At 68.9% G+C, this 18,510-nt stretch carries 18 protein-coding genes; 7 read left to right on the forward strand and 11 right to left on the reverse strand.

Translation table 11 applies throughout. From position 1 onward, the window contains the following. The first annotated feature begins 43 nt into the window (after positions 1-43). Positions 44-1,153, forward strand: coding sequence for a hypothetical protein (locus OG558_RS21635; RefSeq protein ID WP_405071877.1), 1,110 nt, complete (start codon positions 44-46; stop codon positions 1,151-1,153). Position 1,154: 1 nt separating this feature from the next. On the opposite strand, the gene OG558_RS21640 is transcribed toward OG558_RS21635, so the two are convergent. Together OG558_RS21640 and OG558_RS21645 are read right to left on the reverse strand one after the other, a co-directional pair. Beyond that, complete coding sequence (locus OG558_RS21640) at positions 1,155-2,483, reverse strand: dihydrolipoyl dehydrogenase family protein (RefSeq protein WP_405071879.1); 1,329 nt, start codon at positions 2,481-2,483, stop codon at positions 1,155-1,157. Beyond that, positions 2,480-3,109, reverse strand: a complete 630-nt coding sequence (locus tag OG558_RS21645; RefSeq protein WP_405071880.1) for a VOC family protein — start codon at positions 3,107-3,109, stop codon at positions 2,480-2,482. Before OG558_RS21645 ends, OG558_RS21640 begins: the two co-directional genes overlap by 4 nt. A 217-nt stretch (positions 3,110-3,326) precedes the next feature. Between OG558_RS21645 and OG558_RS21650 the strand changes: the two genes are divergently transcribed. Further along, positions 3,327-3,800, forward strand: a complete 474-nt coding sequence (locus tag OG558_RS21650; protein ID WP_405071882.1) for a hypothetical protein — start codon at positions 3,327-3,329, stop codon at positions 3,798-3,800. A gap of 62 nt (positions 3,801-3,862) precedes the next feature. Here the strand turns inward: OG558_RS21650 and OG558_RS21655 are convergent, their stop codons facing one another. The 9 genes from OG558_RS21655 to OG558_RS21695 all read right to left on the reverse strand — a co-directional run bounded on the left by OG558_RS21655 (position 3,863) and on the right by OG558_RS21695 (position 13,169). Next, positions 3,863-4,255, reverse strand: a complete 393-nt coding sequence (locus tag OG558_RS21655; protein ID WP_329474747.1) for a VOC family protein — start codon at positions 4,253-4,255, stop codon at positions 3,863-3,865. A 42-nt stretch (positions 4,256-4,297) separates the two neighbouring features. Then, positions 4,298-4,651, reverse strand: a complete 354-nt coding sequence (locus OG558_RS21660) for a VOC family protein (RefSeq protein WP_405071884.1) — start codon at positions 4,649-4,651, stop codon at positions 4,298-4,300. A gap of 58 nt (positions 4,652-4,709) precedes the next feature. Continuing rightward, positions 4,710-7,436 carry an AAA family ATPase gene (locus OG558_RS21665; RefSeq protein ID WP_405071886.1) on the reverse strand — a complete coding sequence of 909 codons (2,727 nt, stop codon included), beginning with the start codon at positions 7,434-7,436 and terminating at the stop codon, positions 4,710-4,712. Between the two features lie 51 nt (positions 7,437-7,487). Next, positions 7,488-7,937, reverse strand: a complete 450-nt coding sequence (locus tag OG558_RS21670; protein ID WP_405071888.1) for a hypothetical protein — start codon at positions 7,935-7,937, stop codon at positions 7,488-7,490. 331 nt (positions 7,938-8,268) lie between these two features. Further along, positions 8,269-9,255, reverse strand: coding sequence for a TolB family protein (locus tag OG558_RS21675; RefSeq protein ID WP_405071889.1), 987 nt, complete (start codon positions 9,253-9,255; stop codon positions 8,269-8,271). Beyond that, on the reverse strand, positions 9,252-10,526 hold the full coding sequence (locus tag OG558_RS21680; RefSeq protein WP_405071890.1) for an MFS transporter: 1,275 nt from the start codon (positions 10,524-10,526) through the stop codon (positions 9,252-9,254). The genes OG558_RS21675 and OG558_RS21680 overlap by 4 nt, the downstream gene beginning before the upstream one ends. Further along, positions 10,517-11,371 (reverse strand): alkaline phosphatase family protein, encoded by an 855-nt coding sequence (locus tag OG558_RS21685; RefSeq protein WP_405071892.1) that lies wholly within the window; start codon positions 11,369-11,371, stop codon positions 10,517-10,519. Before OG558_RS21685 ends, OG558_RS21680 begins: the two co-directional genes overlap by 10 nt. 173 nt (positions 11,372-11,544) lie before the next feature. Further along, positions 11,545-12,270, reverse strand: a complete 726-nt coding sequence (locus OG558_RS21690) for a FadR/GntR family transcriptional regulator (RefSeq protein WP_405071893.1) — start codon at positions 12,268-12,270, stop codon at positions 11,545-11,547. 47 nt (positions 12,271-12,317) lie between these two features. After that, positions 12,318-13,169, reverse strand: a complete 852-nt coding sequence (locus OG558_RS21695; protein WP_405071894.1) for a phosphogluconate dehydrogenase C-terminal domain-containing protein — start codon at positions 13,167-13,169, stop codon at positions 12,318-12,320. Positions 13,170-13,248: 79 nt separating this feature from the next. Here OG558_RS21695 and OG558_RS21700 point away from each other — a divergent pair, with 79 nt between their 5' ends. Genes OG558_RS21700 through OG558_RS21720 form a run of 5 tightly spaced genes read left to right on the forward strand, consistent with a single transcriptional unit; the run spans position 13,249 to position 18,503 of the window. Continuing rightward, the gene (locus OG558_RS21700) at positions 13,249-14,496 is read left to right on the forward strand and encodes a RuBisCO large subunit C-terminal-like domain-containing protein (RefSeq protein WP_405071895.1); all 1,248 of its coding nucleotides are present in this window, start codon (positions 13,249-13,251) and stop codon (positions 14,494-14,496) included. Beyond that, complete coding sequence (locus tag OG558_RS21705) at positions 14,496-15,779, forward strand: four-carbon acid sugar kinase family protein (RefSeq protein WP_405071897.1); 1,284 nt, start codon at positions 14,496-14,498, stop codon at positions 15,777-15,779. The genes OG558_RS21700 and OG558_RS21705 overlap by 1 nt, the downstream gene beginning before the upstream one ends. Then, positions 15,740-17,728: a glycoside hydrolase family 127 protein gene (locus OG558_RS21710; protein WP_405071899.1), complete on the forward strand. Its 1,989-nt coding sequence runs from the start codon at positions 15,740-15,742 to the stop codon at positions 17,726-17,728. The genes OG558_RS21705 and OG558_RS21710 overlap by 40 nt, the downstream gene beginning before the upstream one ends. Next, positions 17,725-18,381, forward strand: coding sequence for an aspartate/glutamate racemase family protein (locus OG558_RS21715; protein ID WP_405071900.1), 657 nt, complete (start codon positions 17,725-17,727; stop codon positions 18,379-18,381). The genes OG558_RS21710 and OG558_RS21715 overlap by 4 nt, the downstream gene beginning before the upstream one ends. Next, positions 18,378-18,503, forward strand: a complete 126-nt coding sequence (locus OG558_RS21720) for a hypothetical protein (protein ID WP_405071901.1) — start codon at positions 18,378-18,380, stop codon at positions 18,501-18,503. The genes OG558_RS21715 and OG558_RS21720 overlap by 4 nt, the downstream gene beginning before the upstream one ends. The last annotated feature ends 7 nt before the right edge of the window (positions 18,504-18,510 follow it).

Genomic DNA, 18,510 nt, shown 5'->3' on the forward strand with positions numbered 1-18,510 from the left:
GGTCTGGGACCTTGCGCGCATCGCGCCTACGATCGTTCCACGAGTGGCTGTCCAGTGGGATGGGTCGATGGGCGTCGACGTCGTTTTCTGGAGCGTGGTGACGGCACGCTTCGTGTTGCCCCTGTTCATCCCGAAGTATCCGCTGCCCGCGATCATCGGCTGCCTGGTGCTGGACGCGGCCGACCAGTCGATCTTTCAAGCGTTCGGTTTCAATCCGCCGTTCTACCAGAGCTACGACAAGGCGATGGACGTGTTCTACCTGTCCGTGGCGTACACGGCGAGCCTGCGGAACTGGACGAGTCATCCCGCGTTCCGGATCAACCGGTTCCTGTTCTTCTACCGCCAGATCGGTGTGGTGGCGTTCGAGCTGACCGGCCTGCGCTGGCTGCTGCTGGTGTTCCCGAACACGTTCGAGTACTTCTTCATCGCCTACGAGACGGTGCGTACCCGGTGGAACCCGTTGCGGTGGGGATTCAAGTTCTGGGCGATCGTCGCCGGCGCGATCTGGGTGTTCATCAAGTTGCCGCAGGAGTACTGGGTGCACATCGCGCAGCTCGACGTCACCGACACGATCAGAGACGTGCCCTGGTTCGGTCCGGCGCTCGTCGCCGGCATCCTCTTGCTGATCGCGGTCTTGTGGTTCGTCGTCCGCCCGCGGTTGCCGCAGACCGACTGGTCCCTGCGGCTCGCGGCCGACCCGTTGCCGGCCGGGATCGACGAGGCGCGCGAGCGGGCCGCGTTCCAGGCCAGGCACCGGAAGGTCTTCGACGAGGCGGCGCTGGAGAAGATCTTCCTGATCGGACTCATCAGCGTGATCTACGGCCGGGTCCTGCCCGGGGTCGAGGCGTCCAGCCTGCAGATCTTCCTCGCGGTCGCCTTCTACGCGATCGTCAACGCCGGGCTCGGACTGTGGGCGGCGAAGCGCGGCCACTCGTGGGAGTCGGCCGGGGTGTCGTTCGCGGTCGTCTTCGCGACGAACGTCGTCCTGGTCGCGGTCGCCGACCTGCTGCTGACGCGAGGTGAGGGCCGCCTGCAGTTGACGGACACGCTGTTCTTCGTCTTCCTGTTCAGCATCCTGACGACCCTTTACGACCGTTACCGTCCGATCCACGACTACTGCGTCGAGATGGCGAAGACCGAAACCACCACCTGACTTACGCCGTGATGCGTGCACGCAGGGCCTTGAGTGCGTCGAGGTAGATCTCGGAGAAGGTCGGGAACGGCTGGATGGTGTCGAGCAGGACGTCGAGTGGGATGCGCGCCCGGATGGCGAGGGTCGCTTGCTGCAGCCATTCGCCGGCCTCGGGGCCGAGCGCGTAGGCGCCGGTGAGCCGTTCGCCGTCGCTCAGGAGCGTCAGGAATCCGTTGCTCTCGGCGTACTTGTGGGTGTACGTCGCGGTCTTCGCGACATCGCGCAGTGCGACGGTCGCGCTGTGGCGGCTGTCGGTGGTGCCGACGGCGGCGGCCTGTGGATCGGTGAAGACGACCCGCGGTACGGCGTCGTAGTTGGCCGACCTGGATTCGCCGAGGATGTTGGCCGCCACGACCCGGCCCTGGTACTTGCCGACGTGGGTGAACTGCCAGAGTCCTGTCACGTCGCCGACGGCCCAGACGCCTGGGACGACCTGGAGTCGAGCGTCGACCGGTACGCCGTGGGCGCCGGCCTTGACGTCGATCGTCTCGAGTCCGATCCCGTCGACTCGCGGTCGGCGGCCGGTGGCGACCAGCAGCCGGTCGCCCCGGAGTTCGCGTCCGTCGTCCAGGACGAGCACGTAGTCGTCGCCGTCGAGCCGGGCCGCGCTCGCCTTGACCCCCAGGACGAGCTCGATCCCGTCACCGCGCAGCACCTCGACGAGTGCCTCACCGAGTGGTGCGGCCTCGCGCGGCAGCAGATGCTCCGCGGCCTCGACGACCACGACCTCGCCGCCGAGACGGCGGACCGCCTGGGCCATCTCGACGCCGACCGGACCGCCGCCGAGGACCAGCAGCCGGCGCGGGACCGCCTTCATGCCCGTCACTTCGCGGTTCGTCCAGAGGCCGTCGAGCTCACGCAGGCCCGGGACGGGCGGCACGATGGGTTCGGCGCCGTTCGCGAGGACGATGTGATCCGCGGTGTAGCGGCGGCCGTCGACATCGACGACACCCGGGCCGGCCAGGCGTCCGCGGCCGCGGATCAGGTCGATGCCGTTGTCCGCGAGCCACTTCTCCTGGCCGGCATCGGAGTAGTCCGAAACCATGAAGTCGCGCCAGCCGAGCGCCGCCTCGACGTCGACAGTCGCGGGAGCGGCCGCGTCGTTCGCGGCGTGCGCGGCCTCGCCCGGTCGCAGCAGGGTCTTGGACGGGATGCACGCCCAGTACGAGCATTCGCCGCCGACGAGCTCACGCTCGACGATTGCCACCCGCAGGCCGCCCCCGGCGAGGGCTCCGGCGGTGTGTTCGCCGGGGGAGCCGCCGCCGATGACGATGACGTCGTAGTCGGTCATTGCGGGAGTTCCTGGCCCGACTGCTCGGCGACCATGTAGGTGGCGTACCACTCGGGCCACTGCTCGTCGAACTGGCCGCCGTTGCGCTTCTCGTGCTCGCCGTGGGCTGCCGCCGCCCGCTGCAGGGCCTGCTGCAGGTCGCTGACCGAGGAGTACGACGTCTCACCCGAGTCGATGCGGCCGGGGAGTCGCGTCGTGATTTCCTGCAGGAGCCAGGTGTTGCCATCCGGGTCGCTGAACGTGGCGAACGAGCTGTAGCTGGCGCGTTCGTCGGCCGGTCCGGCGATCCGGTCGCTGGTGTCGGGCTGGAACTGGGCCCCTGGCGTCTTGGGGTGGAACGCCGCGCTGACGTCGATGCCGTGAGCGGCGAGTTCGTTCCGTGCGGCCTCGATGTCGGAGACGACCAGGTACAGACCTCGGGCCGAGCCCGGCGCGGCCGAGGTGATGTTCGAGCCGAACTGGACCGACGCCGGCGAGCCCGGCGGCGTGAACTGGACGACCCGGAAGCCGTTGTCGAACGCGAAATCGGCGTCGAGCCGCCACTCGAGCTGCTCGTAGAACGCCTTCGCCTTGTCGACGTCGCTGACGGGGATGACGACGGCCTCGAGCTTGAGATCGGTGCTCACTATGTCCTCCTGGTGTGTGTGGGCTTTCCCTGACGACTATGCCGCTCCGCCGGCGGCTTCGCGCCAGTGATCCTCACTGGTCCCGGGCCTGGCCGAAGGTGGTCAAACGTTGGACAGGCTTGGCTGGGGGGTGGACCCGTGGTTTCCACTGGGGTGATGGCGGAACGGTCGCCGCAGATTGGTGGTAGCGGTACCCCTTCGAGAAACGGAAAGACCGATGACCACCATTCACTTCACCGAGATCACCACCGCGACGCCCGAGCAGTTCATCGCCGGGCTCACCGACTTCGGGCCCGGCCGCTCGAAGCTCTTCCCCAACAGCCACGACGACTATCTGAAGGTGCACGACCAGGGACCTGGGTACGCCGATGTCACCGAGGGCTCGGGCGGCGTCTGGGAACGCCTGCACTACAACTGGTCCGACCCGCACCACGTCGTCCTGACGACCGTCGACTCCAACCTCTGGGGCGGCGCCTCCGGTCACACCTACACGTTCAAGCGGCACGCGGACGGCGCGACCGAGATCGACGTCGTGATCGTGCGCGAAGGCAAGAACCTCAAGGGCCACCTGCTCGCGTTCGTGTTCGCCTTCGGCGGCAAGCGCGTGCTGGCCAAGGCCTTCGACGAGACGGTCCGGGCCATCGAGGCACGCAACATCCCGGCCGCCCCGGCGAACCGGGCCGAGGTGTGACGATCGGCCATCGTCCCACCTGAAAGCCGGCCGGAGCCTCGTGCTCCGGCCGGCTTTCGTGGTCAGGTGGGCTCGGACACGAAGAGCTCGATGGCGATGTTGTCGGGATCCTTCAGGTTGAGGTGCAGCCCGAACGGACTGACCTCGATCTCCGAGCAGGCGACACCTGCCGCGGCGAGGTTGGTGTGCCAGGCTTCCAGGTCGGCGCGGGACGGCACCTGGAACGCGACGTGGTCGAGCCCGATCCGGCTCGGGTCGAAGCCCTGATCCGTCATCCCCGGATGGTCGCGCAGGGCGATCATCAGCCCCTGACGGGCGACCACCACCAGGCTGAAGGGGCCGCCGCTCGACGAGAACAGGGTCTCGGTACCGAGCACCCGGTTGTAGAAGTCGGCACTACGCCCCGGGTCGGTCACGGTCAGCGAAAGGTGTGAAACAGCATCGAGTGCGGGCATCGCCACCTCCTGGCCACAGTAAGCGGCACGAGCCCGCAGAACTCAACTCCCCACCAGCAGCCACCGGTTGCCGTCGGGATCGTCGAACTCCACGTAAGGGACGCCGGTCGGCCACCGGGAGGCGGGCCGCAGCGCCGCGCCACGAGCCTGGAGTTCGGCGCAGGCCGCCTCGAGATCGTCCACCCGCAACAGGCCGCAGGACGAACCCGGCGTGGCCGAGCAGATGCCCGTGCCGATGAGAATCGAGCACGATGAGCCCGGCGGAGTCAGTGCAACGACCCGCACAGCCCCGGCTGCATCATCGCGATCCAGCCGGAACCCCAGGGCACGGTAGAAATGCCGACTCCGGTCCACGTCGGATACCGGAACGACGATTGCCTCGAGTTTGCTGTCCACGAGGCCCATAGTCGGCTCCGCCGTACGGCGTCGCGTCCGTGGAAACCACTGGTGTTCGTCAGCCGATCCGGGCCAGCGCACCTTTGAGCTGCCGGCGCGAGGTGATCCCCAGCTTGGAGAACGTCTTCCGGAGATGCCACTCCACGGTGCGGGGGCTGATGAACAGCTGGGCCGCGATCTCGGGATTGGTCATGCCGTCGCGGGCGAGCCCGGCGATCTGCGCTTCCTGCGCGGTCAGGTCGTTGAGTGTGTCCGGTCGGCGCTTGCGGACCGTCTCGCCGGTGGCGAGCAGTTCGTGGCGGGCCCGCTCGGCGAAGGCCCCGAGTCCCATCTCGGTCAGTTGTTCATGGGCGGTGCGCAGCTGTTCCCGGGCGTCCAGGCGACGTCCCTCGCGCCGTAGCCATTCGCCGTACAAGAGGTGGGCTCGGGCGATCTCGACGCGGAGTGGTGTTCTGCCGAGGTGCTCGATCGAGTCGCGGTAGGCGGTCTCGTCTGAGGCCAGGAGCGCACGGGCGCGCGCCTCGATTCCCCGTCCCCAGTCTGTCGGGGTGGCCGTGGTGCGCTCGGTCAGCCAGGCGAGTGCTGTCTCGACGAGTTTGGTGTCGCCCGTCCTGGATGCCGCCTCGGCGAGTTCGCCGACGACCAGTACGCCGTACCCGAGGACATCCTGCTCGAACACCTGCAGCGCGGCGTCGCGGGCGGCGTCGTACCGGCCGAGGCCGTTGTGCAGGACGGAGTTCGCGTACGTCGCGAAGGCTGCCATCCGGCCCTGGCTGCGTGCGGTGGCCTCCCGGGCGGTGGCGTCGATCAGCGCGGTCGCTGTCGTCTCGTCGCCTCGGTAGGCCTCGAGCAGAAGCCTGGCGTACCCGACCACGGGGTTGCCGGTCGCCGAGGCGAGGTCGCGGTCCTCCTCGACCAGGTAGCCGACTGCCTGCAGATCGCCGGTCAGACACAACAGGTTGGCACGGAAGTTGAGTGCGAACTGCAGCTGCACGAGCGCGCCGGTCTCGCGGGCCATCCGGTCCTGTCTGAGCGCGAGTTCGTGGGCGGCGTCGAAGTCCCAGACCTCGACCGCGATGATCCCACTGGCGCGGTTGCCGGCGAGCCAGAGCCAGTCTCCGATGTTCTGGGCGTCGATCTGGGCTTCGCGTGCCTGGTCGAGGGCCTTGGTGAGGTGCGGCGCGGCTGCCGGGTAGCCGCGGGTGAAGCGGAGCGCGAGTGCCTGGAGCAGAACGTCGGCCGGTGGCTCCGAGGCCAGTGGGGGAGGAGCCTCGGCTGCCGCGAACGCGAGAATGCCCGGCGCATCGGGACCGCTGGCCCAGATAGCGGCCGACATCGCCTCGAGGTAGGCCACGCGCGCCCGGCCGGGATCGTGCCGGTCGAGTTGCTTGGCGGCGTTGAGCAGGGTCCGGGCGGCTTCACGGGCGCGTCCCTGGTCGAAGGCGATCGATCCGCGCAGCCGTTCGACTTCCGCCACCCGCAGCGCGTCCGGTGGCCCGGCGGTCACGGCTCCGAGCAGGCTCAGCGCCGCGTCGAGGGCGCCGGCACTGCGTTTCGCCACTGCCGCATCAAGTGCTCGCCGAGCCCTGCGGGCGGGCTCGGGGGTCAACTCCGCGGAGCGCTCGAGGAAGGTGCCGGCGGCGAAGAAGCCGCCGCGGGCCTGCGCTCTGCGCGCCGACTGTTCGAGCTCGGCCGCGACCTGCTCGTCCGGTCGCGCGGATGCCTGGGCCCAGTGCCACGCGCGCCGATCCGGATCGAGGTCGGGATCGGTCACCTCGGCGAGCGCCTGATGCACTGCCTGCCGATCCCGGGCGGTGGCCATCCGGTACGCCGCCGAGCGCACCAACGGGTGCCGGAAGGCGATGTGCTGGCCGAAGCTGATCAGTCCCGACTCGATGGCTCCTGCTGCCGGGTCGGCGCCCAGGCCGAGTCGTTCGGCCGCTTGCCAGAGCAGAGGTGCGTCACCGAGTGGCTCGGCCGCGGCGGTCAGGAGCAGGAGCCGGGTGTCCGGCGGGAGGACTTCGAGCCGCCGTACGAAGCTCTCCTCGATCCGGCCGGCCAGTGTGCCCGCACTCAGGCCGTCCGCCAGTTCCGCCGCGGTCCAGGCCTGGGGCAGTTCGAGCAGGGCCAGCGGGTTGCCGTGCGTCTCGGCCACGATCCGGTCGCGAACACGCGGGTCGACCGGCCCCGGCAGCACCGAATCCAGCAGTGCCCGTGCGTCGGCGTCGTCGAGGCCCCGGATCTCCAGCTCCGCGAGTCCGGACAGCTCGTGGTCCTCCCCGTCGCGGACGGCGAAGACCATGACCACGGACTCCGCCTCCAGCCGCCGGGCCACGAACGCGAGGATCCGCGCCGACATCAGGTCGAGCCACTGGGCGTCATCGACGACGCACAGCACCGGCTGGTGGGCGGCCGCGTCGGACAGCAGGTTCAGTACGGCGAGGCCGACCAGGAATCGATCCGGCGCCGTCCCGCTCAGCAGGCCGAACGCCGTACCGAGGGCCTCGTGCTGCGGCCGCGCCAGCCGCTCCATCCCGTCGAGAAAGGGGCGGCAGAGCTGATGGAGACCGGCGTACGCGAGCTCCATCTCGGACTCGATCCCGACGGCGCGCGCGACCTGGCAGCCGTTGACGCGTGCCACCAGGGCGTCCAGGAGCGCCGACTTCCCGACTCCCGCCTCACCGCGCAGAACCAGGGCCTCGCTCCGTCCCTGCCGCGCCGCGTCGATCATCCGGTCCAGTACGGCGCGCTCCCGCAACCGGCCGCGCAGTTCACGATCCGCCATCGCCACGCCTCAGGCTTGCACCCGAGATCCCCCCAACGCAACGCCGACGGATCAGCCCCCGGTGTTTCGGGCTTCGATGGCCTTGACCGTGTTCGCGAAGGCTTTGGCCAGGAGGCGCTTGCCGACTATGCCGACGACGACTCCGAGCGCGCGTCCTTTGAGGTTCTTGCCCTCGCGCACGACCGTGACGTCGATCGCCGTCGTTCCGTCGGGCTGCGGCGTGAGGTCATACGTGTGGCCGGACCTTCCGCCCCACATGTTGGAGTCGGTGGTGGTCAGGACGACGTGGTTCGGGTCGGACCAGTCGTAGTGCAGCCGTTCCCAGATTCCGGCGGACCCTTCGGTGACGTCGGCGTCGTGATCGCCGCGGCTGTGGACCACGAGATACTCGTCGGTGCTGTTCCCGAAGAGTTCCGCACGCCCCGGCCCGAAGTCCGTCAGCCCGTTGACGAACTGCTCAGGCGTCGAGCTCGTAGTCGCATGCAGCCGAATCGTGGACATGTGCACTCCTAGTCTGTGGGCTCAGGAAGTCCCTCACTGACCACACACTCCCGCACCCAGACCACGCATCGCACCAGTAGTTCCCACGGGCCCGCGTTCGGCTTCGTGCAGAGCTTGCGCCTCGCCAAGAACCATTGAGGCCGTTACCGCACTGAGCGTCCCAGCCACGCGGGTCAATTTGAGGGGAGAACCTCGCAGATGCACCCTTCTACCCACCGCATGCCGGGGGTGAAGGGGCCAGATGAGGGGAGAACCCCGCATCTGGCCGCCGGGGGCGGCTTCGGGGCGGTGGTCACGCCGGATTACCTCGCCAAGCTTGCTTGCCGCGGCACTAGCCGAGTGGGGCGGGGGATTCGGCGTGGGGGATGAGGAGGTGGGGGGTGCCCGTGCCGTCGGCTGGGACTGTCCAGATGTCGGCGTCGGCGGGAGCTCGTGGGATGGCGTAGGCGATGGTGTTGGGGTCCAGCCAGGAGGGCTGGTCGTCTACGGTGCGGGTTTCGGCCAGGGGGGTCCGTGCGCCTGAAGCCAGGTCGAGGACGGAGAGGCGCCAGCCCTTGGTCGGGTCTCCGTTGATGGCTGATTTGAAGGCGATGCGCTTGCCGTCGGGGGACAGGGACGGGCATTCGACGTTCTGGGTGATGGTGCGGATTGTCTTGGCGGCGATGTCGCCTTGCACCAGGTAGCGGTGGCTGGCGGTGGACATCGTGGCGTAGAAGTGGTTGTCGTCGCCGGGGGCGAACGTGATGCCCCAGAAGTTGAGATCGGCGGCGGTGTAGGGGTGGCCGTCCAGAGTCACCGAGAGAAACTCGAGTGAGTCGACGGTGTCCTCGTTCTCGAGGTCGATCAGTCCCGCGCGGGTGGAGAACCGCCCGTGGTTGTACGAGTCCCCGGCGACGAACACCGTCCAGGCCACCATGCGTCCATCCGCGGATACCCGGGTGCGATTCGGGACCCCGACGAGCGGAATGGCTCTCTCCACTTGGAGGTTCTTGTCGAGGATGGCGACCTGGAACGTGCTGAGCGCGCCGTCTTGGCGTAGACAAGCGCCGGTGCCGCCGGCGGCGTACACGCGCAGGCAGCTCAGCGTGGACACCGAGCGCGGCCCGTCCGGATGGTTCTTCGCCACCAGCGCCAGATGACCCATGCTGTCCGGCGCGGTACTGCGGAACAGGATCCGCGGCCCGCCCGTGAGGCTCAGCCCGTTTGTCGCCGCGGCCACCGGCGTGTGATCACGCGTCACCGTGAACGCGCCGTACCCGACCGCGACCGCGGTCAGCAGCAGCGCCCCGAGGGGGGCGACCAGCACCCGGCGCGTCACGCCTGCTTCTCCGTGGCCGTGGCTGGGATGCCGCGGAGCAGCAGGTCGATCGCGAGCACTGCCACGGCGACCAGTGCCGCGGCGATCCGGGTCGCGCTCGCAGGTCCCCACACGGTCCACGCGAGTCCGAAGAGCACCGAGGAGACCAAGTAGGACAACGCCTGTCCAGTCTGGATCAGCGCGATTCCCGTCGTACGCAGAGCCACCGGCAGCACCGGTCCCGCCAGTGCCATCAGCACTCCGTCCGTGGAGGCGTAGAAGAGTCCGTACAGCGCGAGCACCATCACGAGCAGCGGCCAACCGCCGACCGGTCCGAACAGCAGCAGGTAGACCAGCACGAGTGCGGTGTAGCCGCCGAGCACCACCTTCAGCCGGCCGATCTTGTCGGCCAGTACGCCCAGCGGTGTGGCCAGCAGCAGGTAGGACAAGTTGGTGCCCACGGCAAGCAACGGGAACCAGCCGATGCCCAGCTCTTCCCGCCGCTGCAGCAGCAAGTAGACGAATCCGTCGCCGATGGTCACCAGACCGGCCAGGCCCGCGGCGACCACCAACCGCCGCACCGGAGCCATCCGCAGCAGGCCACCTAGCGCGGACAGCGCCACCGTGCCCTTGGGTGGCTGTTCGTCGCGGCGGTCCCGGACGAACTGCACGAGCACCAGCACCCCGAACGCGGCGATACAGAAGCTGGCCATGAACACTGCGTCGTACGCCTGCGCGGTGGCCGCCAGGATGCCGAGCGCGACCAGCGGCCCGGTGAAGGCGCCGATGGTGTCCATCATCCGGTGGACGCCGAACGCGCGGCCGTACAGGGGTAGCGGGGTGGACAGCGTGATCAGTGCGTCGCGCGGCGCCGTACGCAGGCCCTTGCCGGTACGGTCGATCGCGATCACCGCACCGATCGCGCCGACAGCGTTGCCCGCGGCAAGCAGTCCGAGTTTGGCCACCGCCGACAGCCCGTAGCCGAGGCCGGCGATGAACTTACGGCGGCTCGCCCGGTCGGCGACGTACCCGCCGACAAGCCGCAGCAGCGCCGTCGCACCGGTGTACGTGCCGTCGACAACGCCGTACACGGTCGGGCTCAAGTGCAGGCCGAGCACCAGGTAGACCGGCAGAACCGCGGTCACCATCTCCGAGGAGATGTCGGTGATCAGGCTGACCGCGCCGAGTGCGAACACGTTGCCGCTCACCAGGAACAGCGCGCGCCGCGGACCTTTGTTCGCGGGGCGCGACTGGTCGATCGTGGAGAGGTACACGGTGGCTGTCAGTTCCACACGTTGGTGATTTCCGGAGCCGAGTTCAGATGCGAGAGGCCGTAGGCGCTCTCGATCGTGCTCAGCACGTTGTAGTGGTTGATCTGGTTGGAGAACGAGCCGACCTGGGTGTGGGCGCCGACGAACGTGGTGAGGATGTGGTTCGACGATCCGCCGTTGTCCTCGTCGAAGGTGACGATCAGCAGGCTGTTGTGCGTTTTCGCCCACTGCGCGTACGCGTCCAGGTTGTTCTTGAGCCAGGTGTCACCCGTGCTGACCGAGCAGTCGTGCATGTCGTTGCACATGTTCGGGGTGACGTAGGAGACGGTCGGGAGGCTGGCATAGTTCGTCGAGCTCGGGAACGCGGTGAATCTGACGTTGCTGGCGGCGGGCACGGTGGTGAAGTTGACCCAGCCGTTGTGCTTGCGCTTGTACTGGCCGCTCGAGCAGCCGGTGTATCCGTCGGAGGGCATGCTCTCGGAGTAGCCCTTGAAGGTCTTGCCCGCCGTGATCAGCTGCTTGCCGAGGTTGTTGCCGCTGTAGGTGTGCGGGCAGCTGTCGTCGGTGACGCCCTGGGTCGACCCGGAGAAGATCGCCAGGTAGTTGGGCTCGCTGGGGTGGGTGACGCCGTACGACTGGGTGAACTTCGCGCCCTGGCCGGCCAGGCTGTTGAAGTACGGGGCACTGGAGCTGCCGTTGAGCTGCGAGTACGCGTGGTTCTCGAACATCACCAGCACGATGTGATCGAACACCGGCACGCTCGCCGCCGCTTGCGCGGTGGGCGAGGTGGCGGTGGTGATCGCCGTCGCCGAGGCGATGAGAGCCGCCGCGACCGCGACCGCGGCCGCAATGCGCTTCCGTATCACGAATCCTCCTCACAAGGATGGGCGGACCCTGATCGGACGGTCAGGGCCGCGGCCAATCCTGAGAGCCGACGGCCGCTCCAGGCCGAATGCTGCGAGCACCTCAGATGTGCGCGAGGTGAACAGCGCGCGATCGCTCAGGCGATCCGCGTGCTCGCACAGCGTGAGGCGGCGGCTCAGCGAGAGCGGCGTACGCGGTGGTCGGCGGCGGTCATCAGGGTGGCCATGGCGGTCTCAGCCGCGTCCGGGTCGCCCTGCTGGATCGCGGTGAAGACGGCCTGATGCTCGGCCAGCGTGGCCTCGATGGTCCCCGGGACCCGCAGCGTCCGATCGAACCAGTCGGCCAGCAGCGACTGGATGCTGGTGAGCAGACTGTGCAGTACGACGTTCTGCGCGATGGTGGCGATCTCGAGATGGAAGGCGATGTCCGCCGCCACGAATGCCTCGACGTCGTCGCCCGCGTCACGCATCCGGTCGACGTGCTCGCGGAGACGCTCGAGCTGGGTCTCGTCGGCCCGCTCGGTGGCGAGCCGGGCCGCGAGCAGCTCCAGTTGTTCGCGCACCTCCACCAGGTCGCCGATCTCGGGCTCGCCCAGCGCCAGGCTCCACTCGAGTGCCTGTGCCAGCAGCTGTGTGCTGTCCGCTCGCAGATACGACCCGGAGCCCGGGCGGATGTCGACCAGGCCGAGCAGCTCCAGCGCGGCGATCGCCTCGCGGAGCGTCGATCGGCCCACTCCGAGCATCTGCGCGAGATCCCGCTCGGACGGCAGCCTGGCCCCGACCGGGATGTGCTCGGCGCCGAGCTGCTCGATCAGCTGGCGGGCAACCAGGCTCGCGGTGGACAGGCGCTGGACCGGCCGGAACCGCGTCCGGATGAACGGCGTGCCTTGCCCCTCGCTCACATCGCCCGCCCCTCAGCGCGGCGTCGCCGCCGGCTCCCGGCACACCCTCACCGGGTCGACGGCTCGAGACGAAGCATTCTGGTGATCACCCGATCGAGCTCGCCGTCGTCGAAGATGCGCTTCCAGTCATCCTTGATGATCGTCTCGCGGCCGTAGGCTATCGCGATCTCACAGGCCTCGGAGAACGAGTGCGATCCGCGCAGGGCGTTCGTGAGGGCGATCTGGACATGCCCGTACAGCATCGCCCGGGCCGCCGGTTCGGGCACGCCGACGGTGTGCACGGTCTCGGCCAGCGCCTCCTTGAGCAGCGTGCCGACCATGCAGGCGACGGTCTCGACGAGAGTGGGCTCCAGTACGGCGAGCTGCTTCACCGTGACCCAGTGGACGTCGAGGACCGGGCCGTAGATGACCCGGATGACCTCCTCGACCCGGCCCTGGCTTGCAGCGTCGTCGACGGCTGCGACGACATCCTGGGGTGCGCTGATCCCTCCGAACGTGTCGGCCCACTGCTCGGCGCTGGTCCGCTCGAGGAACACCGACGGGTGACACGGGTGTGCGACTGCCTGGGTCACGCCGTCCCGGGTTGCGAGCAGGCCGGCGTAGGCAGCCGCGGGGTCGAGGGTGAGGAGGACTGTCCCGTCCCTCATCAGCGGAACGACGTCGTGCGAGACCTGACCGAGCACGGTGTCCGGGGTCGCGAGTACGACGACATCCGCCTGGGGCACGGCTGTGGCGGCCGCGGTGACGGTCCGCCCCGCCGCGTTCACCCGCTCGATGCCGGTTGCCGACGTCTCGCAGTACAAGGCCTGGTACGGGCTGGTCGCGAGATTCGCCGAGACCCGTTGGCCCATCCTGCCGCCCGCTCCGATGACGACGACTGTCTCCTGCTGCGTGCTCATGACACCCGAATGTAGGTCCCTGGGGAAAGATCGGTCAACTGGTTGACCAATTTGTCTGAAACGTGTCAATCTGAGCCCCGTGTCCGACTACGTGACGGCTGTTTACGAGATCGAGAGCGCGGTCCCGCTGGACCGAGCTGCCGAGGTGATCGCGGGTGAGCAGTCCTGCGGCACGTTCGTCCGCGTCGCCCGCGAGAGCGACGAACTGCGGGCCCGCCATGCCGCGCAGGTCGTGGCCGTCGACGAACTGCCGCCCAGCGGACGTCCGCCCCTTCCGGGGATGACCGGCGACCCTCACGACGTACGCCGAGGCCGCGTGACGGTCCGGTTTCCGCTGGCGAACTTCGGGCCCTCGATACCGAACCTTCTCGCCGCCGTGGCCGGCAACCTGTTCGAGTTGCGCGACGTCGGGGCGTTGCGGCTGGTCGATCTCGAGCTCCCGGCAGCCTTCGCCGAGCGGTACCCGGGGCCGCGCTTCGGGGTCGTGGGGACGCGGCGCCTGCTCGATCGGCCGGACGGCCCGATGATCGGCACGATCGTGAAGCCCAGCATCGGTCTCAGCGGTGCACAGCTCGCCCAGCTCGTCATCGAGCTCGGCGATGCCGGAATCGACTTCATCAAGGACGACGAGCTCCAGGGCAATCCGCCCGGCCTGCCCCTGCGGGAGCGGGTGCGGGTGGTGACGGACGCCCTGAAGGAAGTTGCCGATCGCAACGGCCGGCAGCCGATGTACGCCTTCAACATCACCGACGACCTCGACCGGCTCGAGCCGAACCACGACCTGGTGCTCGCCGCCGGCGGTACCTGCGTCATGGTCTGCGTGAATCTGGTCGGGCTCGCCGGACTGGAGTACTTGAGCCGGCGTACACAGCTGCCCATCCATGGGCATCGGGCGATGTACGGCGCGTACGCCCGTTCGCCGCAGCTGGGCATCGACTTCCGGGTCTGGCAGAAACTCGCCCGGATCGCCGGCGCGGATCACCTGCACACCAACGGGTTCGCCAACAAGTTCTACGAGACCGACGACGAGGTGCTGGCCTCGATCGCAGCGGTGCGCGCGCCGCTGCTCGGTGGGTACGAGGCGCTGCCCGTCCTGTCCTCGGCGCAGACCCCGGGGCTCGCCCATACGACGTACGCGCGGACGCGGAGCACCGACCTGCTCGTGCTCTCCGGGGGTGGAATCCACGGTCACCCACAGGGATCGGCCGCCGGAGTGCTCGCGATGCGGGAGGCCTGGGAGGCGGCGACATCCGGTGAGCCGCTGGACCAGCGCGCCGCCGCGGTCCCCGCCTTGGCCGCCGCGCTGAACACGTTCGGGAGAGCCTGATGGCCGTTGCCGCCTTCTACGGTGACGACCTCACCGGTTCGGTCGACGCGCTCCTGCAGTTCCGTCGCGCCGGACTGTCGGGCGTCCTCGTGACCGGGCCCGATGTCGAGGTCGACGTCAACGCGACGGACGTCCTCGGTATCGCCGGCACAGGGCGGTCGCTGCCGACCGGCGAGATGGACGCCGAGGTCGTTCCCGCCCTGCGCCGGCTCCGCGGGCTCGGCACCAGAGTCGTTCAGTACAAGGCGTGCTCGACCGCAGACTCAGCACCGCAGACGGGAAGCATCGGTCGCGTGCTCGAGCTGGCGATCGAGCTGTTCCCTTCGGCCCCGGTGCCTATCGTGTTCGCCCAGCCCGATGCCGGCCGGTACACCTTCTTCAGTCACCACTTCGCGCGCGATCACGACGTTGTCTTCCGCCTTGACCGGCAGCCGACCATGAGCTCGCATCCGGTGACGCCGGTGCACGAGTCCGACCTGCGACTGCACCTTGGCGCGCAGACTGAGCTGGCGATCGGCGGTGCGCACTGGCCGTCGTACGGCGATCCCGTGCAACTGAGGCGGCTGCTCGACGAGGCGGACGAGTCCGGCGTCGTCTGTGATGCGATCAGTGACGAAGAGCTGGACCGGCTGGCTGCCGCGATCCTCACCGGCCGAACGGGACAGCGGTTCGTCATCGGCTCAGGTGGGATCAGCGGCGCGCTCGGACGGCGCTTGCAGGTCAGCGATCGGTTGCCATCGCTCCCGACCGACGTCGAGCCGGCGACCGGTCCCACCCTGGTCCTGAACGGTAGTCGCTCCCGGCTCACCCGAGTGCAGGTCGACGCGGCGACCGCGGCCGGATGGCCCGTACTGGACCTGTTCGAGGAGGACACGACGCGACTCGTCCAGACCGCACTCCGAGCAGGTGCAGGTGTGCTCGTCGATTCGTCGATGACCGATCGGTCCGTTCCCAGTGCCGAAATCGAACACAGGTTGGCCGCGATCGCCGACAGCAGCCTGCGCCGGCAGCAGAACACCCGTCTGGCGCTCTCCGGGGGCGACACGTCCGGCAACGTGCTGCGCCGCCTCGGGGTCGAACGGCTCGGCATCGCCGCCCGTCCGTGGGGCAACGTCGTGCTCTGCCACGCGAGCGGCCCCGCCGCGCACCTGCAAAAGGTCGAGCTCGTCCTCAAGGGCGGGCAGATGGGGCACACCTCGCTCTTCGACGACATCCGCCATGGTCGCTCCCTGAAGGAGGCTGCATGCTCACCGACACCGGTGCCAGCGCTCACGCTCGAATGACCTCGGTGGCCGCGGTGTCACTCGCGGGCGACGGACCATTGGCAGCGCTGCGCCACCGTGCTCTGGAGAAGACCATTCCCTCGATGGGCGCGATCATGTTCGATCCGGCCACCGCGCATGCCGGCGAGAACTTCCGGGTGGCCGCCGGCGACGTACCGGGCGAGCACAACGGGCCGCCGTTCATGGACGGCGATCTCTACAAGTGGCTCGAGGCGGCGACCGTCGCGGCGGCCGAGACGGAGGATCCGGAGCCGCGGTCGGCCGTCGCCGAGGCGGCCAAGGTCATCGCCCGGGCGCAGCGCGAGGACGGGTACCTGCACACCAAGACCCAGATCGCCCGGCGCCACGGCGACGACGTCGAACCACTTGCCATCGGCACCGACTTCGAGACCTATAACTTCGGGCACCTGATGACGCTCGCCTGCGTTCATCACCGCGTCACCGGCGACGACACCCTCCTGGCTGTCGCGATCCGGGTCGCCGACTTCCTCGCCGTACAGAAGCCGGAGCGGCTGGCCGAGTGCAACGTCTGCCCGTCGCACTACATGGGTGTCGTCGAGCTTTACCGGATCACCGGTGACCGCCGGCATCTCGAACTGGCGGCGACGCTGCTCGACCTGCACGGCGGCAAGGGCGGCGCGGGCACAGACGACAACCAGGACGTACTGCCGGTACGAGACCAGCGCCGGGCCGTGGGTCACTCGGTCCGCGCCAACTACCTCTATGCCGGGATGGCGGACTACGCGGTGGAGACCGGAGACACAGCGGTCGTCGCGGCGCTGGACAGCATCTGGGACGACCTGGTGTCGAGCAAGCTGTATGTCACCGGCGGCTGCGGCGCGCTGTACGACGGAGCCTCGCCCGACGCCGGCCAGGACTACTACTCGGTGACCAAGGTGCACCAGTCGTACGGCCGGCCCTATCAGTTGCCGCACACAACGGCCTACAACGAGTCCTGTGCGTCGCTCGGTCTGGTGTTCTGGGCCTGGCGGATGCTGATCCGCACGGGGGACGCGAAGTACGCCGACGAGATCGAGCGAGTGCTGTTCAACGCGCTGCCGGCGATGGTCGGGTACGAGGGGTCGACGTACTTCTACGTCAACCCACTCCGGCAGGTTCGCGGCCTCACCTACCCGTTGCGCAGGCCGGGCGATCCCAGGGACGTCGCTCCACCGCCGTCGGACCGACGGGAACGCCAGGAGTACATGCAGGCCTGCTTCTGCTGCCCGCCGAACATCGCGCGCGTCATGGCGGAGTTGCCGTACTACGTCTACGGGCAAGGCCGTGACGAGTTGTGGGTCCATCAGTTCGTGAGCGGCGAGGTCCGCACGAGCTTCGGCGGCGTGCCCGTGACGGTGCGGCAACGGACGGACTTCCCGGTCTCCGGTGACATCGAGCTGTCCGTCGAGGCGGAGCGTCCGGTTCGCGGGCAACTACGCATCCGTGTGCCGGGTTGGGCGGACCGCGTTGAGATCGACGGCTCTCCGGTCGAGCCGGCCGCGATGGACCGCGGCTATGTCGTCCTCGACCGCGAGTGGCATCGCGATGCGGTCACCGTTCGGATTCCGCTGCGGCCGCGCCTGCTGACCGCTCACCATTTCGTCGAGGAGGCGACCAACCAGGTGTGCGTCGTCCGTGGCCCGGTCGTCTACTGCCTGGAAAGCGCCGACCTGCCCGAAGGAACCGGCATCGAGGACGTGGCCATCCCGCAGGACGCGAACATCACGGTCACGCCGGGCGGCGGGATGTTCGCGGGTCACGCCCTGCTGCACGTCGCGGCCGCCGTCCTCCCCAGCTCGCAAAGTCCTCTGTACGCCGAGCTCGACCGCACACCGGCACGTGCCATCGACCTGCAGTTCGTCCCGTACGCCCTGTGGGCCAACCGCGGACACGGCGAGATGACCGTCTGGTTGCCCCTGATCCGCACCCTCGAGAGGAGCGCCGTATGAAGCGCATCGCCTTCCTGCACACCGGGGCCGTCGTCATCCCCGCGTTCGCCAATCTCGCCGCCGAACTGCTCCCGGACGTCGAGGTGCAGAACCTGCTCGACGACAAGATCGTCGGCGATCTCGGCCACGGCGTGGCGCCCGAGCAGATCGAGCAGCGGCTGGCCGATCTCGGTCACGCCGCGGTCGCCGCCGGTGCCGACGCCGTGCTGTTCACCTGCTCGTCCATCTCGCAGTACGCCGGGCCACTCGCCGATCGTCTCGGGGTCCCGGTCTACCGGGTCGACGAGGCGATGGCGGACGAAGCCGTGCAGGCGGGCGACCGGGTGAGTGTCGTCGCCACACTGCGGACCACCGTGCGGCCGACGGCCGCGCTCCTGCGTGAGCGGGCCGAGTTGCTCGGTCGCGACGTACGGATCGAGGAGACCGTCGTACCGGATGCGTTCGAGGCCGCGGTCAACGGGGATCGCGCTCGTCACGACGCCTTGGTGGCGGCGGCCATCGAGGACCGGGCGGCGGCGAGTGACGTCGTGGTCCTCGCCCAGGCATCGATGGCGTCGGCGGCCGCGGGTCTCCAGGTGCCCGTGCCGGTCCTGACCAGTCCGGAGCGCGGCGTACGCCGACTGGCCGCTCACCTCGCGGAGAAGACCGCATGATGCAACCGCTCATCGGGCTTCAACAGGAGCGGCCCCGGTTCTTCGAGCTCATGGTCGACGAACTGGAGCGCGTCTTCGCCGGCTACCGGCCCCGCTTCCCGCTCATCCCGAGAAACGGCTGAGGCCTGG

Origin of the sequence: Kribbella sp. NBC_01510 (assembly GCF_045040325.1) — a bacterium.
In the GTDB taxonomy this organism is placed as follows: Bacteria; Actinomycetota; Actinomycetes; order Propionibacteriales; family Kribbellaceae; genus Kribbella.

Excerpts from the sequence above, each read along its gene's own strand:
- OG558_RS21705 (WP_405071897.1), top strand. The coding sequence starts at position 14,496 with ATGGCCGTTGCCGCCTTCTACGGTGACGACCTCACCGGTTCGGTCGAC.
- OG558_RS21670 (WP_405071888.1), bottom strand. The coding sequence starts at position 7,937 with ATGTCCACGATTCGGCTGCATGCGACTACGAGCTCGACGCCTGAGCAG.
- OG558_RS21715 (WP_405071900.1), top strand. The coding sequence starts at position 17,725 with ATGAAGCGCATCGCCTTCCTGCACACCGGGGCCGTCGTCATCCCCGCG.
- OG558_RS21655 (WP_329474747.1), bottom strand. The coding sequence starts at position 4,255 with ATGCCCGCACTCGATGCTGTTTCACACCTTTCGCTGACCGTGACCGAC.
- OG558_RS21650 (WP_405071882.1), top strand. The coding sequence starts at position 3,327 with ATGACCACCATTCACTTCACCGAGATCACCACCGCGACGCCCGAGCAG.
- OG558_RS21640 (WP_405071879.1), bottom strand. The coding sequence starts at position 2,483 with ATGACCGACTACGACGTCATCGTCATCGGCGGCGGCTCCCCCGGCGAA.
- OG558_RS21710 (WP_405071899.1), top strand. The coding sequence starts at position 15,740 with ATGCTCACCGACACCGGTGCCAGCGCTCACGCTCGAATGACCTCGGTG.
- OG558_RS21720 (WP_405071901.1), top strand. The coding sequence starts at position 18,378 with ATGATGCAACCGCTCATCGGGCTTCAACAGGAGCGGCCCCGGTTCTTC.
- OG558_RS21695 (WP_405071894.1), bottom strand. The coding sequence starts at position 13,169 with ATGAGCACGCAGCAGGAGACAGTCGTCGTCATCGGAGCGGGCGGCAGG.
- OG558_RS21665 (WP_405071886.1), bottom strand. The coding sequence starts at position 7,436 with ATGGCGGATCGTGAACTGCGCGGCCGGTTGCGGGAGCGCGCCGTACTG.